The sequence below is a fragment of the Nonomuraea guangzhouensis genome (genome assembly GCF_019396345.1).
GTDB lineage: Bacteria > Actinomycetota > Actinomycetes > Streptosporangiales > Streptosporangiaceae > Nonomuraea > Nonomuraea guangzhouensis.
Genome location: NZ_JAHKRM010000024.1, coordinates 36,248 through 51,946, shown reverse-complemented (window position 1 = coordinate 51,946; position 15,699 = coordinate 36,248). Strand labels below are relative to the sequence as shown.

12 protein-coding genes are annotated in these 15,699 nt (G+C 69.5%); 7 read left to right on the top strand and 5 right to left on the bottom strand.

Going from position 1 to position 15,699, the window contains the following annotated elements; translation table 11 throughout:
* The first annotated feature begins 28 nt into the window (after positions 1-28).
* Positions 29-1,588 carry a polyprenol phosphomannose-dependent alpha 1,6 mannosyltransferase MptB gene (mptB, locus tag KME78_RS41090; protein WP_308127327.1) on the top strand — a complete coding sequence of 520 codons (1,560 nt, stop codon included), beginning with the start codon at positions 29-31 and terminating at the stop codon, positions 1,586-1,588.
* Here mptB and KME78_RS65150 read toward each other — a convergent pair.
* Complete coding sequence (locus KME78_RS65150; RefSeq protein WP_246653031.1) at positions 1,470-4,694, bottom strand: hypothetical protein; 3,225 nt, start codon at positions 4,692-4,694, stop codon at positions 1,470-1,472. The two genes, mptB and KME78_RS65150, sit on opposite strands and share 119 nt — an antisense overlap.
* Positions 4,695-4,720: 26 nt before the next feature.
* On the opposite strand from KME78_RS65150, the gene KME78_RS41080 reads away from it, so the two are divergent.
* The 4 genes from KME78_RS41080 to serS all read left to right on the top strand — a co-directional run bounded on the left by KME78_RS41080 (position 4,721) and on the right by serS (position 8,633).
* On the top strand, positions 4,721-5,908 hold the full coding sequence (locus tag KME78_RS41080) for a glycosyltransferase 87 family protein (protein WP_219534925.1): 1,188 nt from the start codon (positions 4,721-4,723) through the stop codon (positions 5,906-5,908).
* Between the two features lie 42 nt (positions 5,909-5,950).
* Positions 5,951-6,346 (top strand): DUF4446 family protein, encoded by a 396-nt coding sequence (locus KME78_RS41075; protein WP_219534924.1) that lies wholly within the window; start codon positions 5,951-5,953, stop codon positions 6,344-6,346.
* Positions 6,347-6,408: 62 nt separating this feature from the next.
* Positions 6,409-7,329 (top strand): prephenate dehydratase, encoded by a 921-nt coding sequence (gene pheA / locus KME78_RS41070; protein WP_219534923.1) that lies wholly within the window; start codon positions 6,409-6,411, stop codon positions 7,327-7,329.
* A 41-nt stretch (positions 7,330-7,370) separates the two neighbouring features.
* Positions 7,371-8,633, top strand: coding sequence for a serine--tRNA ligase (serS, locus tag KME78_RS41065; RefSeq protein WP_219534922.1), 1,263 nt, complete (start codon positions 7,371-7,373; stop codon positions 8,631-8,633).
* A 45-nt stretch (positions 8,634-8,678) separates the two neighbouring features.
* Here the strand turns inward: serS and KME78_RS41060 are convergent, their stop codons facing one another.
* Positions 8,679-10,196: a sialidase family protein gene (locus tag KME78_RS41060; RefSeq protein WP_219534921.1), complete on the bottom strand. Its 1,518-nt coding sequence runs from the start codon at positions 10,194-10,196 to the stop codon at positions 8,679-8,681.
* A 338-nt stretch (positions 10,197-10,534) separates the two neighbouring features.
* Complete coding sequence (locus KME78_RS41055) at positions 10,535-10,738, bottom strand: cold-shock protein (RefSeq protein WP_219534920.1); 204 nt, start codon at positions 10,736-10,738, stop codon at positions 10,535-10,537.
* Between the two features lie 250 nt (positions 10,739-10,988).
* Between KME78_RS41055 and KME78_RS41050 the strand changes: the two genes are divergently transcribed.
* Positions 10,989-11,768 carry an HAD family hydrolase gene (locus KME78_RS41050; RefSeq protein ID WP_308127326.1) on the top strand — a complete coding sequence of 260 codons (780 nt, stop codon included), beginning with the start codon at positions 10,989-10,991 and terminating at the stop codon, positions 11,766-11,768.
* On the opposite strand, the gene KME78_RS41045 is transcribed toward KME78_RS41050, so the two are convergent.
* Entirely contained in the window at positions 11,759-12,271 is a 513-nt protein-coding gene (locus KME78_RS41045) for a bacterial proteasome activator family protein (RefSeq protein ID WP_214635013.1), read from the bottom strand. The two genes, KME78_RS41050 and KME78_RS41045, sit on opposite strands and share 10 nt — an antisense overlap.
* A gap of 5 nt (positions 12,272-12,276) precedes the next feature.
* The gene (locus tag KME78_RS41040; protein ID WP_219534918.1) at positions 12,277-13,233 is read right to left on the bottom strand and encodes an NAD(P)H-quinone oxidoreductase; all 957 of its coding nucleotides are present in this window, start codon (positions 13,231-13,233) and stop codon (positions 12,277-12,279) included.
* Between the two features lie 115 nt (positions 13,234-13,348).
* On the opposite strand from KME78_RS41040, the gene KME78_RS41035 reads away from it, so the two are divergent.
* Positions 13,349-15,451 carry a MinD/ParA family ATP-binding protein gene (locus tag KME78_RS41035; protein WP_308127325.1) on the top strand — a complete coding sequence of 701 codons (2,103 nt, stop codon included), beginning with the start codon at positions 13,349-13,351 and terminating at the stop codon, positions 15,449-15,451.
* Positions 15,452-15,699 lie beyond the last annotated feature (248 nt).

Below are 15,699 nucleotides of genomic sequence, written 5' to 3'. Positions count from 1 at the left end.
GTCGTGGCGAGTGTGCTGGAATTTGCGGGTGACTTCGGAGACGCGGCGCGGAAAGGCGCCAGGTCGGCTCGCGCAGCCGGCTGCGGCGGCGATCGGCGCCTCGATCCTGCTGACGATCGCCATCGGACTGCTGGGCCCGTCCGTCATGGTCCCCGCGCTGAGCGGCCCCGCCTGGCAACCGCCCTACTCCCTGCACCTGGATCCCGGCCCCCACCTCGTGGTGGGCCTCGCCGCGGCCGCGATCGTGCTCGGCGCGCTCGGCTCACTGGGTCTGCTGCTCGCGCTCACCCGCGCGTCCCCGAGCGGCTTGTTGGCGACCGGTCCACCGGGTGCCGGTCAGTGGCTGCCGGACCCCCGGCTGCTGGTGCGCCTCGGCTGCCTGGCCGCCGCCCTGCTGGCCTTCCTGCCGCCCTCGGGCTCCGGTGACCACCTCAACTACGCCGCGTACGGACGCATGGTGACGCTGGGCGTCAACCCCTACACCCACGGCGCCGTCGACCTTCCCACTGACCCCATCGCCCGCGCCGTCGAAGCCCCCTGGCGTGAGGAGCCGAGCGTCTACGGCCCGGTGGCGACGGCCGTGCAGGCCCTGGCGAGCTGGATCGGCGGCGACTCGCTCCGGCTGACCATCTTCGTCCTGGCTCTGGTCAACGCGGCCGCGTTCATCGCGACGGGCCTGCTGATCGACCGTTTCACCGCACACGATCCCGCCAGGCGGCTGCGCGCGGCCCTGCTGTGGACGGCCAACCCGCTGCTGCTGTACCAGCTGGCCGCGGGCATGCACGTCGACACCCTGGCCGTCGCCTGCATGGTCGCCGCCCTCCTGGCCCGGGGCCGCCCGGTCGGCTCCGGGCTCCTGCTCGGCCTCGGCGTCGCCGTGAAGATCAACGCGGGCCTGGTGGCGCTGGGCCCGGCCTGGGAGCTGCGACGGCGGCCCGCCCGCCTGGCCCTGATGGCGGGCACCGCCCTGGCCGTGGTGGTCGTCGGCTACGTGATCGTCGGTCCCGAGGCGATCAGCCCGATGACCCGCACCAGCAAGTCGATCTCGCTGGCCTCGTTCTGGAAACTCGTCCAGGGCCGGCTGCAGTCGATCGTCGGCGAGGGCAGCGCCTACCGGGGCGAGATCCAGATCGGCTCGCTGCTCCTGCTCGCCCTTGTGGCCTGGTCGCTGTTCCGCCTGATGTCCAGACTCCACGCCTCGGGCTCACCGCACCCGCTCGCATCCCCCGGGTCGTCCGGGCTGAGCGCCCCCGTGGTGGCCGCCGTGATCGTCATCGCCTACCTGTTCGCGACGCCGTACATCCTGCCCTGGTACGACGGGCTGGCCTTCGGGATGCTCGCCCTGATCGGGGCGTCGGCGCTCGACGGGTTGCTGATCACGCACCTGCTCATCCTCTCCCTCGCCTACCTGCCCGCCCGCGTCCTCGACCAGGTCATGCCGCACGACCTCGACTGGCTCCGTACGGTCGTCAGGTCGCAGATCGCCCCGTGGGCACTGCTCGGGCTGACCGCTGCGCTGGTTTGGTGGGCGTGGCGAGCTGCAGGGCGCGTACCGAAGCCGCGAGCGTCAACGGCACCGCCACCGTGAGCGCCATGGCCGGGATGGCGATGCCCGAGTCGTTGATGAGAAACCCGATGAACGCACATGTGAGCGCCCCGAACAACCCTGCCCGGAGCGTCGGCGCGAGCGCGTACGCCTGACCGAGCGCGGGAGCGCCCCATTGCGACGGCCGATTGAGCACCCAGAAGAGGAACGCGAGCGCGACCAGCGAGAGCAGGGTGAGAGACCAGTTCCCGACGGTGACGCCGATCATCGCGCTGAACTTGCGCCAGACCACGGTCCACGCCTGACCGTCGATGATCTGCTGCACGAAATTGCCCAGGTGAGTGCGCTGCGCCGCCGGCCGCAGCCAGTCGAAGAGTGAGATGCCCCCGATGAGGACGCCTCCCGCCACCCCGACCAGCAGCAGCTTCGTGATCGAGACCCGCTGTCCGGCCAGCAGGATGAGGAAGACCGCCATACCGATCACAAAGGCCGGCACCCCTCCGAAGTCCGCCCCCCACGACGGCCACCCATCCGCGAACACCGCCAACGCCCCATAAGCCCCACACACCAGCACCGTGACAAACCTCGACACCCCCCTCTTGAGCAGCCACTGGGCGACCCCCGCCAGCCCGAGCACGGTCCCCGTCGAGTAGACGGCGAAGGCGATGTTGGAGAACCCGTAGAACCGCCCCCCGGTGACGGGCTCGTACCCGGTCACCGCATTGACCTGCAACGTCGACCCGGTCATGACGTCGACAAGCAGCGCGACGGAGGTGATGCCCGCGACTACGGCAAGAGGCCCGAGCACATGCGCCCGCCACGGCCCGGCGAACGCCACCCCGGTGATCAGCCCGGCGATGGCGAGGATGGTCACGATGACGCCGAGCATCGGCGATGGCAGGGCCCACCACGGCACCAACTGCGCGAGGAACGTGGAGACGGCGATGGCCCCACTGACCACGGCCACAACCTGCACGACGGCCAGCAGCCGGGAGGCACTCGCCGGCACCGGACCCACCGGCCCCGATGCCGACGACCCACTGGCACCACTGGCACCACTGACGTCATCGGCACCACTGACGTCACCGACGCCACCGCGAGTCTCCGCAGAGATGTGCTTCGCAGACCCGGCTCCCACAGCCGCCGTCTCGCCGGACGAAATGCCCGCAGACTCGGTTCCTGCGGGTGTGGCTTCTCCGGGCGAGGCGCCCGTTGGTGTGGGTCCGTTGACGGTTTCGGATGGTATCCGGGGGACCCCGGCTTCAGCGGGTGTGGCTTCTCCGGGTGAAGCGGTCGTTGGTGTGGGTCCGTTGGGTGGGGCGGTTTCGGTTGGGATCCCTGTGCCCACGGCTTCAGTGGACGCGGCTTCTCCGGGCGAAGCGCCCGTTGGTGTGGGGCCGGTAGGTGGCGTGGCTTCGGAAGGGATCCCTGCGGGTCCGGCTCCAGCAGCCGCCGTCTCTGCGGACGAGACGCCCGTAGGCGTGGATTCGGCTGGCGGTGCTCCTTCGAGTGAGATCGCCCCAGGCGTGGATTCGGCTGAGGGCGCTCCCTCAGGTGAGATTCCCCCAGGCGTGGATCCGGCAGGCGCGGGCCGGGCGGGAGCGGTGCCCTCGATCCCGTCAGCGCCCTCAGCGGCCTCAGCGCCGTCGGCGCCTACAGGAGAGTCGGTGGTCGGGGTCTGCTCGGCCCCGGCGGAGCGGCGACGGCGGCGGAGGGCCAGGGCGGAGAAGGCGTAGAAGACCAGCTGGACCGTCACGAACACGGCGAAGAACGGGCCGCGAACCTCGCGTAGCACCTGGCTGGCCAGATCACTGTCCGACAGCTCGTTGACCGTGTCGGCGGGTGTGGCGGAGGCCTCCGTGACGTCGCTCTGCCAGGCGCGCCCGACCACTTCGCGAGGGGCCTCCAGGCCCAGCAGCTGGATCACGGTGGCGGTGAGGTCGGTGATCGTGACCAGGGCGTCCTGGCGGGTGGAGGTCGCCGTCAGGTAGCCGTGCAGGTACGGCCGGCCGCCAGGGGAGGGGCCGGTGGCGATGGCGACGTGGAGGTGGGGGTTCGTGGTGATGTCGGAGATGCCTGCCACCAGGACGGTCGTATCGTTCGGCAGCTTGCCGAGCAGAGCGCCGATGCGGCGATCCGCCTGTGCGACGGCGGCCTGCCTCGTCGCGGTGGGGAGCGGGGTCGGCACGCCGTACTCGTCGAGCGGCTGACGGGCCCAGGCGGCGGCGAGGTCGGGGGCGTCCAGGACGATCAGGTTGTACGGCGTGGGGTCGCCGAGAGCATCCGCTGTGTCAGCGTATTTGGCGATTTTTCCGGTCGTGCCGGCAGCGCCCAGCGCGGCGCCGGGGCCGATGGCGGCGACCTTGCCACCCGAGGACATCACCAGTCCGCCCAACGTGCCGAGCCGCGCGTCGTACCCGGTGTCGGCCTGGTACGCCACCAGCGCAGACCAGCCCGGGACCGTGGCGCCCTCACCGGTGCCCCGAGGCGCCGGAATCGCGGGACAGCCACGCCCTGCCGTACCGGACCGCTGGCCCGCCGACACGGTCAGCCACCCGGCCATCGGGCAGGTGACGCCACGGTCGGGCGGTGGCACGGCACGCGTGGAAAGCGACGCGGAGCCACCCTGGGAGACCAGCTTCCACAGGTTGGGGGTACGGGTTGCGTCCAGGTCACTCCACTGGAGACCCGGCACCCCGATGAGGGCCACCCGGCCACGCACGGAGGCCGCCGCCTCCACACGACCAGGCGTGGAGGTCTCTGTCTCCACATGACCACTCGCGGAGGCCACTGTCCTCACGCGACCACGTGCGGAGGTCGTCGCCTCCACATGACCAGGCATGGAGGCCGACGCCACATGACCAGGCGTGGAGGCGAGGCCCGAGCTGGGTGTGGGGGCGGCGAGTGAGGTGATGGCTGAGGTGTGGGTGGGCGTTGCCGCAGCGGCTGGGCTCGCGCCGAAGAGGGGTGCCAGAACGGTGGTGAGGAGCAGCGCGGCAAGAAACTGTGTGGCCGAGCGGCGACGGAGCAGCGCGGCAAGGAACTGTGTGGCCGAGCGGCGACGGAGCAGCGCGGCAAGGACGTGTGGGGGCGCACCGAAGGTGGCGTGCGGCATGTGCGGGACCCCCAGTACGACGCGCTCGATCAACAACAGCCACGGTAACGTGCCACACCGTGACAGGTGGCAGGGCGACGACGATCCGGCGGCAGTGGTGGGCGTGGGCGATTGCCGTCCTGGTCATCGCGGTGGCCGTAGCACCGCTGGTGCAGCAGTGGCTGACGAATCCCGACGATCAGCGGCTGGTCGATCTGGATGTGTACCGGACCGGCGGGCAGATGCTCCTCGAAGGCCGGCCCGTCTACGAGTTCGCCACGCCCGCGCCTCAGTTGCTGCCGTTCACCTACCCGCCGATCGCGGCGATGCTGGCCGTACTGCTGGCCAAGATGTCCTGGGACACCGCCCAGTGGGTGTGGACCGTCGGGGTCTTCGTGTCGCTCGCCGTCGTGGTGGCGTACTCCTTCAGAGGGGTACTCGGCGGGGTGAAGCGGTACGCGCCGTGGGTCTTCGCCTTCCTCATGGTGGCCTGCACCTATTTGATGCCCATCCGGGACCAGGTCCGGTTCGGGCAGGTGGACATTCTGCTGGTCGCGTTGTGCCTGGTCGACTGTGTGGCCAGGCGGCCGTGGTGGCCGCGGGGGTTCCTGATCGGGCTGGCCACGGCGGTGAAGCTCACGCCGGGCGTCTTCCTGATCTACCTGCTGGTGACGCGGCAGTGGCGGACGTTCTTCATGGCGGCGTTCGCCGCGGCGCTGCTCACGCTGCTGCCGTTCCTGGTGATCCCGCACGACGCGGCCGGCTTCTGGTTCTCCGCGCTGTTCGATCCCGAACGGCTCGGCGCGAACGCCGCCACCACCAACCAGTCGATCCGCGGCATGCTGATCCGCCTCTACATGAACGACACGGTGACGTCCGTGATCTGGATCGGCCTGGTGGCGGTCGTGGGGTGGTACGGCTTCCGAGGCGCGCGTGACGCGTATCAGGCCAAGGATCCGATGACCGCCGTCGCGCTGGTCGGGCTCATGGCCGTGCTGCTGTCGCCGGTCGCCTGGATCCACCATCTCGCCTGGGTGGTCGTGGTGCTGGGGGCCATCGTGGGTGACGGGCGGGATCCGGTCAGGCTACGGGTGGCCGCGGGGGTGTGGTTGTACTACGTGCTGCCCATCCCCTGGTGGGGCGTGGCGCTGAAGGTGGCGGGCGTGCCGGTGCTCGACAAGATCGTGCAGGACGGGTTCGGGCTCGGGGCGCTGGGGCTGGTCTGGTTGCTGGTCGCCTGGTTGCCGAGACGGCGCGACCTGGTTTGACGATCCATTACTCTCTGTTACGTGCTGATTACCGTATGGGTTATGGTGGGGCTCGTTGCCGGGGTGAGCGGCGTCTGCGTCGGCTTTCGGGCGCTCAAGGAGGCCAGGACCGCGCTCGACGAATGCCGGCAGCAACTGGTCAGGCAGACGAGCGAGGGCAAGGGTGATCTCAAGGCCATCCGCGACGTGGCCGTGTGCCGATACGACGCGCTTGAGGAGATGACCGGGAGGTTGTCGTTCTCGATCGCGATGATCAACGGACTGGGCGACGGCATCGTGCTGACCTCGATCAACGGGCGGTCCGAGACCCGCACCTATGTGCGCCCCGTGGTGAGCGGCAAGGGGGAGGAGCCACTGTCTCCGGAGGAGGAGCAGGCGGTGCGAGCCGCCCGGCTGGGTCACGGCCCGCTGATAGACGCTCAGGCGGGCAGATGGTGAAGAGGCTTCCGTGTGAGTAAAGGTTCATACGCCACCCCGTAACCTGCGGATACTCTGTCTGCATGCCCAGACTCGCCTATCTGGGACCGGAGGGCACCTTCACCGAAGAGGCCCTGCGACTCCTGGAGCCCGAAGCCGAGCGTCTGCCCTGCGCCAACGTCGGCGCCGCCCTGGCCGCCGCCCGCGACGGCGAGGCCGACGGCGCGGTCGTCCCGCTGGAGAACTCGATCGAAGGCGCGATCACGACGACCCTCGACGAGTTCGCCTGGGGCGAGCCGCTGCTGATCACGGCGGAGCTGCTGCTTCCCGTGCGCTTCTCGCTGCTGGCCAGGCCCGATACCGAGATCGTGCACATCAAGCGGGTCTACACGCATCCTGCGGCCATCACGCAGTGCCGCGCGTTCTGCGCCCGGGAGCTGCCCGACGCGGTCGTGGTGGCGGCGCCTTCGACGGCCGCCGCGGCCCAGGAGGTCTCGCTGCCCGGCTCGCCGTACGACGCGGCCATCGCCGCGCGCATCGCGGGCGAGCACTACGGGCTGGTGGAGCTCGCCGACGACATCGGCGACCGCAACGACACCGTGACGAGGTTCGTACGGGTGAGCCGTGCGGGCACGCTGCCCGAGCCGACCGGCAGCGACCGCACCTCGCTCGTGGTGTTCCTGGCGGACGACCACCCGGGCGCGCTGCTGGAGATGCTGACGGAGTTCTCCGTACGCGGGGTCAACCTGACCCGCATCGAGTCGCGGCCGACCGGCAACGGCATCGGCCGCTACTTCTTCCACTTCGACTTCGAGGGCCACGTCGCCGACGCCCGCGTCGGTGAGGCCATTTCCGGTCTGCATCGCATCTGCGACGAGGTGCGCTTCCTGGGCAGTTACCCGCGTGCCGACGGCGTCGCTCCGCAGATCAAGAAGGGCACGGCCGACCCGGAGTTCGCCGAGGCGGGAGACTGGCTGGCCCGAATCCGTGCCGGACGCGTCTAATCCGGAGGCGGGCGGTCACCGGGCGCCGGTAGCCTTTATCCGTGATTGACCTGCGTACCCTTCGTGAGAATCCCGACCGGCTACGGGCCTCGCAGCGTGCCCGCGGCGAGGACGACTCCATCGTCGACACGCTGCTCGACCTCGACGAGCGCCGTCGCGCCGCGCTGACCTCGTTCGAGTCCCTGCGCGCCGAGCAGAAGAGTCTGGGCAAGTCGGTCTCCAGGGCGCAGGGCGAGGAGAAGGCCGGCCTGCTCCAGCGGGCCAAGGACCTGGCCGGCCAGGTCAAGGCCGCCGAGGCGGAGGCCGAGACGCTGGGCGCCGAGCTCGACGAGCTCGTGCAGTCGGTGCCCAACATCGTCGACGAGGACGCGCCACACGGCGGCGAGGACGACTACGTCGTGCTCGAAACCCATGGCCATCCCCGCGTGTTCGACTTCGAGCCGAAGGACCACCTGGAGCTGGGCGAACAGCTCGGCGCCATCGACATGGAGCGCGGCGCCAAGGTGTCCGGCTCGCGGTTCTTCTTCCTCAAGGGCGTCGGCGCGCGCCTGCAGCTCGGCCTGCTCAACATGGCCATGCAGCAGGCGATCGCCAACGGGTTCACCCCGATGATCACCCCGGTGCTGGTCAAGCCGGAGACCATGCAGGGCACGGGCTTCCACGTGGCCCACGACAAGGAGATCTACCGCCTCCCCGAGGACGACCTCTACCTGGTCGGCACCTCGGAGGTGGCGCTGGCGGGCTACCACGCCCAGGAGATCCTCGGCGGCGACGAGCTGCCGCTGCGCTACGCGGGCTGGTCGTCGTGCTTCCGCCGCGAGGCCGGCTCGTACGGCAAGGACACCCGGGGCATCATCCGGGTCCACCAGTTCGACAAGGTGGAGATGTTCTCCTACGTACGGCCCGAGGAGGCGCGCGAGGAGCATCAGCGGCTGCTCGCCTGGGAGCGGGACATGCTCGCCAAGATCGAGGTGCCCTACCGCGTCATCGACACGGCGGCGGGCGACCTCGGGATGTCGGCGGCCCGCAAGTTCGACTGCGAGGCGTGGATCCCCACCCAGGGGCGCTACCGCGAGCTGACCTCCACCTCCAACTGCACCGAGTTCCAGGCCCGCAGGCTGGGCGTCCGCTACCGCGACAAGGACGGCAAGCCCCAGCACCTGGCCACGCTCAACGGCACGCTGGCGACCACCCGCTGGATCGTCGCGATCCTGGAGAACCACCAGCAGGCCGACGGCTCGGTAGTGGTCCCCGAGGCGCTGCGCCCCTTCGTCGGCCTCGACGTCCTGGAGCCGTCCAAGTAGCTGGAGCCGTCCAAGTAGCAGGACCGCACCGGCTCGGCTCAACCGCTAGCGGCTTGAGCCGGTCATGGTCGGGTCGGCCGTCCGGGGGTGGGTGGCGTGTCTGATGAGCACGCCACTCGCCGCCACCACACAAGCGGTCAGCACGACGGCGAGCCCCACCGCCACGCCGTACGAGTCCGGCGCCCCACGCGCCCAGCCGTAGAAGGGCACGTACACGGTCGCGTACACCAGCGGCGCCGCCCCGAAGCCGACGGCCACCGCCACACCCCTGGCCTGCCCGGCGATGGCGAGGCCGAGGCACATCATCGTCCCGAGCAGCGTCATGGCCAAGCCCAGCACGAGGGTGATCGGATCGATGCCCCACAACAACGACGTCTCGCTGCCCGAGTCGAACACGGCGTACAGCCCCGTACACGCCACCAACGCGGAAACGGCGTAGGCCCCGGCAAGCCGCCGCAACCCCACCCCGACGGCGGAGAGCAGCATCAGGGCGCCGAAAAGCAGCGCCAGGTGCTGCTCGGGAGCGGTGTTCGCCACGTCGTCCTCAGAGGTGCCGAGCGGCTCCGGCCACCTCTCCTGCCGCCACGTCCCGGAGACGTCCCGTACGAGCACGCCGTCGAGCCCGTTGGCGACGACCACGACATGCCCTCCGGGCCGAGCCTGTACGGCCAGCGCACTCAGCGCGGCCATGGAGCTCGCGTCGCGCCGCCTGGCCGATCTGAGGTCCTCCGGCCGGGTCCAGGAGTCCCGCCACGTCTTGCCTCCGTCATCGGACTCGGCGACCGCCGACCGCTCGGGAAGCACCCGGTAGCAGCGCTGCGGCTCCCGGGGCACGCAGGCAGCGGACTGGGGCAGCCGCACCGGCTTCCCGTAATAGGCGGACCAGGTGGCGCCCCCGTCCACGGAGGACATCCCGGTCAGGGCCGACGGACCGCCACCGCGCACCAGCACGACGATCCGATCCCCGTCCACCTGCACGGAATCCCCGTCGGCCGGTACGGAACCGACTTCGGTATGCCGCGTATCAGCAGCCGTCGCCGCCACCGCGAACACCGCCAGCGGCACGACGACCAACACCCGCCACCGCTCCCCGAACCCCGTCAGACGCCAAGGACGTCCGGCCAGACGCTCCGAGAACGCGGTCAGACGCCCTGAAAGCCCGCCCAGCCTCCCGAGTCCCGCCGGGGGCCGCAGAGACGCTCTTGGACCCTCTGAGAGCCCCGCCGGACGCATGGAGAAGCTCCGCCGGCGAGCCCACCAGGCCAATCCGAGCGCGGGCAACGCGAGCAGATCCGTGGGATCGGCCAGAACCTTCGACGGCCCGGCCACCAGACTCCACACCTGGGAAGCCCACTCAGCTCCCGCGTCCGTCGTCTTCACGAACGCGAACAGCACCCCGGTGACCAGCAAAGCCCCGAGATCGGCCCGCCGAGCGAGGACCAGCGCCGCCAGAGGCGGCGCCACCATGAGGCCGGCGACGTCACTGAGCTTGCCGGTGACGAATCCGGGCCAGACCTGCTTGAGCAGGTGGTCGTTGAGCAGCAGCACGAACACCGCGACCAAGGTCGCAGGGTGACACAACCACGCGTACCTCATATATCGGTCGATGGCTGTGGAAGATCGATGGTTCGAGGGCTATGTGAGTTGAGTCACACCTGTGACCGATCCGTCACCACTGTTCGGAGCGCGCGTTACGGCGCCCGGCCCTGTGCGGGGTCAGCGGGCGTATTCCTGGAGGCCCCCGGCCCTGGTCGGCGGGTGGCGGGTTCGCGATGCTTGCCGTACGAGAAGAATGTCCTGCACGGAGAGTGACAGCCGAGCGGGAAGGCCCGCAAAAGGCCGGAGACGCGAAAGACCGAGGTCCGCTGGAAACGAACCCCGGTCTGTCTCGCTGCTACAGGTCAGATGGCACGGACCTGGGAGGCCTGCGGCCCCTTCTGTCCCTGCGTGATCTCGAACTCGACCCGCTGCCCGTCTTCAAGGCTGCGGTAGCCGTTGCCTTGGATCTCGGAGAAGTGCACGAACACGTCCGGCGCACCGCCGTCCGGGGCGATGAAGCCGAAGCCCTTCTCGGCGTTGAACCACTTGACGGTTCCCTGAGCCATAAAAGCTCTCCCTCAGGATGTGAATCTATGGGACCCGCACCTCGCGAGTCCCGGTGTGTCGTACAGCAAGCACCCGGGGTGGCTCAGACAAAGTCATGCTGGTTTTCACTACGGGATCAGCTAATACAACGCCATCACATCTAACACCATTCTGGCGCGTTGGTGTTCCCGTCCCTAGGAAGATTTCTGGCCGGCGGCATCACCGGGCAAACTGGAACGTGTTATGCGAACCCTTGCAGCGCCGCGTCTAGTGGCCACCGACCTCGACGGAACCGCTCTACGCACCGACGGAACCGTCTCTCCCCGTACGGCCGCGGCGTTCGCGAGAGTCGAGGAAACTGGTGCCGTCCTCGTGTTCGTCACCGGCCGTCCACCTAGATGGATGAGCAGTGTGGCGGGTGCGGTGCGTCACCGAGGGCTGGCAATCTGTGCAAACGGTGCGTTGATCTACGATCTGCATACCGAACGGATAGTGGAATCTCACCTCATCGAGGTCGAGGTACTGGAGCAAGTCGTCTCTCAGCTAAGAGCGAACGTGCCCGAACTCGCTTTTTCGGTCGAGTATGAAGGTGGTTTTGCGCATGAGTCCGATTTCCCACTCGGTGGATGGGACAGCAAGGCCATCGGCGGCCTTCGCGTGGGCGCGGCGACACTGACCTCGCGGCCCTGCGCCAAGCTGCTGGCCCTGCACCCGGACATGGCTCCTGACCCCCTGCACGAGGCCGTGCACGGCCTCGTGGGGCACCTGGTGACCGCCACGCACTCCAGCGGCAGAGGGCTGATCGAGATGAGCGCTCACGGTGTCACGAAGGCCACCGCCCTGGCCGCGTTCGCCGAACAGCGTGAGATCAAACCATCACAGGTGGTGGCGTTCGGTGACATGCCAAACGACTTGCCCATGCTCGGCTGGGCAGGCACGTCCTACGCGGTCGCCAACGCGCACCCCGCCGTGCTGGCCGCCGTGGACCATGTGACGGCGGCCAACAACGAGGACGGGGTCGCGCTCGTGCTCGAGCGGCTCTACAGGTAAGGGCCCGAGCCGCCGGGCGGCCGCTGCATGTCGTCGTGGGGCACACCGGGCAGCGCCCTGCGCATCTGCTCCAACTGGGCACGGGCCGCCATCTGCTGCGCGAACAGCGTCGTCTGGATGCCGTGGAACAAGCCTTCGAGCCATCCCACGAGCTGGGCGTGCGCGATGCGCAGCTCGGCCTCGCTGGGCGGGGTGCCGTTCTCGTCGGTGAAGGGCAGCGACAGCCGCTCCAGCTCGTCGACGAGCTCGGGCGCCAGGCCGTCCTCGAGCTCCTTGATGGACGACTCGTGGATCTCCTTCAACCGCTTACGGCTGGCCTCGTCCAGAGGAGCCGCCCGGACCTCTTCGAGAAGCTGCCGGATCATGCTGCCGATGCGCATCACCTTGGCGGGCTGTTCGACGAGGTTCGTGACCGATCGCTCGTCTTCGCCGCTATCGCCCTGACCTTGGAAGTCAGGACCCACCACCACGATGTGGGGGGTGTTGTTGTCCTCAGCATTCATAGCACTCACCGTACTAGCAGGATTTTGCCTATGTGCTCTCCCGAATCCAACATTCGGTGGGCCTCCGCGGCCTGCGCCATCGGCACCTCCGCGTACACCACGGGACGCACCGCCCCGGCGCTGACCAAGGGCCACACGTTGTCGACGACGCCGCGCACGATGACGCCCTTCTCGTCGACCGGGCGGGAGCGCAGTGTGGTGGCGTGGACGGCCGCTCGTTTGGCGAGCAGGGCGCCCAGATCGAGCTCGGCTTTGGCGCCGCCCTGCAGTCCGATGATCACCAGCCGGCCACCCGTACGAAGTGTCCGGATATTTCTGGACAGGTATTTGGCGCCCATGATGTCGAGGATCACATCGGCCGTCACCCGCTCGGCGAAGTCCTCCTCGCGATAGTTGATCACCTCGTCGGCGCCCAGCTCCTTGAGGCGGTCCAGCTTCGCCGCCGACCCGGCCGTCGTGACGACCCGTGACCCGAACGCCTTGGCCAGCTGGATCGCGAACGTCCCGATCCCGCTCGCCCCGCCGTGCACCAGCAGCGTCTCGCTGCGCCGCAGCCGCCCGGTCATGAACACGTTGGACCAGACCGTGCACGCCACCTCGGGCAGCCCGGCCGCCTCGACCAGCGTCACGCCTTCGGGAGCGGGCATGACCTGCTGCCACGGCACGGCCACCCGCTCGGCGTAGCCGCCCCCGGCCAGCAGCGCGCACACCTCGTCACCCGGAGTGAAACGTTCGACGTCCTCGCCGACCTCGATCACCACGCCCGAAGCCTCCATCCCCGGGTACGAGGGCGCGCCGGGCGGCGGATCGTAAAATCCTTGACGCTGGAGGAGGTCGGCCCGGTTCAGGCCGGCGGCCGTCACCTCTATGAGGACTTCGCCCCGGTCAGGACAGGGATCCGGCACCTCACGCCACTCCAGAACCTCCGGTGGTCCTGGCCTGGTGATCTCGATGGCTCGCATGCCAACCACCGTAGCCGGGCAAGGAAGTTGTAGGTTGGCGACCTCTGCCGACAGTGATGGCGTTAACCTGGCATGTATTTGCTGCCCCTTTACACCCACCAGGGGGAGAAACACGGTGGCAAGACACGATCGAGAGGAATCTCTCGAGGAACAGCTGGCCTGGCTGGACGCGATCAAGGAGACGGAAGAAGCTCCGATCTCGGTCAGCGCCTCTGCCTCGGAGGACTCCGTCGCTTCGCCGTACCCCCAGGACCCTTGGCTCTCGGTGCCGACTCAACATGAGACGCCGACGCCGCTGTTCAGGGCCGCGGTCGACTCGGTGTACGGCACTCCGCCCGCGGAGGAGCTCACCGAGGAGGCGGCCGGTACGAAGGACGAACCGGCGCCCGTCACTCCGCCGGCGAGCCTGGGCAAGGCCGACGACGCGTTCCTGGCGCCGCTCAAGCCGCTGCCCCGGCCCGACGACACCGACTCCTACTCGCTGCTGTCCTTCCCGAAGCCGGAGAAGAAGCCGGCGGCCGAGGAGCAGGAGCGGGAGTCCGAGGAGGAGACGAAGTCGTCCTGGCCCGCGCCGCTGGAGTGGCCGCGGCCCGCGGAGACGTTCGACGAGCCGCGACCGGTGGAGACGGCCGAGGAGCCCGCTCCGGGCACCTTCGAGCCGCCCGCCGAGGACGCCACGGAGCCACGGCTGGAGGTCCCGCTGACCTTCGACAAGCCGCTGAGTTTCGACAAGCTGCCGAGCTTCGACAAGCCATCGGCGTTCGACAAGCCGCCGAGCTTCGACGAGCCGTCGGCCCTGGACAAGCCGTCGGCCCTGGGCAAGCCGAGCTTCGACAAACCGTCGGCCTTGGACAAGGCGCCGAGCTTCGACCTGCCGCTGAGTTTCGACAAGCCACCGGCCGCCGAGAAGCCGTCCGCCTTCGAGGAGGCGCGGACTCTCGACGAGCCGCTGCCCCGCGCCTTCGACGAACCGAAGCCGCCGTCCCGCACGTTCGACGAGCCGTTGTCCCGTTCGTTCGATGAGCCGCCGTCTCGCGCGTTCGACGAGCCGCCGTCCCGTTCGTTCGACGAGCCGAAGCCGCGGCCCAGGGCCTTCGACGAGCCCCTCCCGTACGACCAGGACCGCGCCTTCGACCAGCCGCGCTCGTACGACCAGGACCGCGCCTACGAGCAGCCGCGCACCTTCGACGAGCCACCCACGTTCGACGAACCCCCCGCCCCGCGCCGCCGCCCGGCCCCCGTGCCGGTCTTCAACGCCCCGCCCCGCCCCCCGATCACCGGCAAGCCCACGGCCGACAGCCTCGACCCCGAGTCGCTCCTCCGAGGCCGCCGCAACGCCCCCTCCAAGGGCTGGCGCCGCCTGATCTACAAGGCGTCGGGCGGCTGGATCAAGCCGGGTGAGCCGCCGGAGGTCCGCCGCCGCCGCGAGCTCCTGAGCAGGGCCCGCACCCCGGTCGCCACCGGCCACCACCGCGTGGCCGTACTGAGTCTCAAGGGCGGCGTGGGCAAGACCACCACCACGGTGGGCCTGGGCGCCACCCTCGCCGCGATGCGCGGCGACCGGGTGATCGCGGTCGACGCCAACCCCGACCGCGGGACGCTGTCCGACAAGCTCACCCTGGAGACCTCGGCGACCGTACGCGACCTGCTCAACGAGAGCGATCAGGTCAAGAGGTACGTGGACATCAGGGCGTTCACCTCGCAGGCGCCTTCGCGGCTGGAGGTGCTCGCGTCGGACCGGGACCCCTCGGTGTCCGAGGCGTTCAGCGGCGCCGACTACCAGGCCGTCTCGCAGGTGCTGGAGAACTTCTACTCGATCTGCATCACCGACTGCGGCACCGGCCTGCTCCACTCGGCGATGGGCGGCGTGCTCGGCCTCGCCGACCAGATCGTGCTGGTCAGCTCGCCGTCGGTGGACGGCGCAAGGGCCGCGTCGGCGACGCTCGACTGGCTGGAGGCGCACCACTACGGCAACCTGGTCAGGGACGCGACCGTGGTGCTCTGCAGCGTCCGCCCGCGCTCGAAGTCGGCGGTCGACATCTCGAAGTTGGAGGCCCACTTCGCCGCGAGGTGCCGTGCGGTGATCCGCGTGCCGTACGACCCGCATCTGGAGGAGGGCGCCGAGATCGACCTCGAGCGGCTCCAGGAACCGACCAGGGAGGCCTACCTGCAGCTGGCCGCCTGCGTCGGCGACGGATTCGCCGCACGGGGGGAGTGAGCGGAGGGTGTGGGATCCGAGCGGATGATCTTGCGTGGCCTGGCTGCTCACAGGCGAAGAGACATCCGCCCGCATCCCGCCGACGCCGGCTCTGTCACCCGACGCCGCACTCCGTGACCTCCTTCTGGCGAATCACCGCAGGCCGCACACAGCCCGTTGGATCTTCGGCGGGTACTGCCGGCACCCCCAGTCGTCCCCGGGTTGCGCTTGGGGAAGCGGCGACAAGCTGTCGAGGAGGCTGAGCGTGA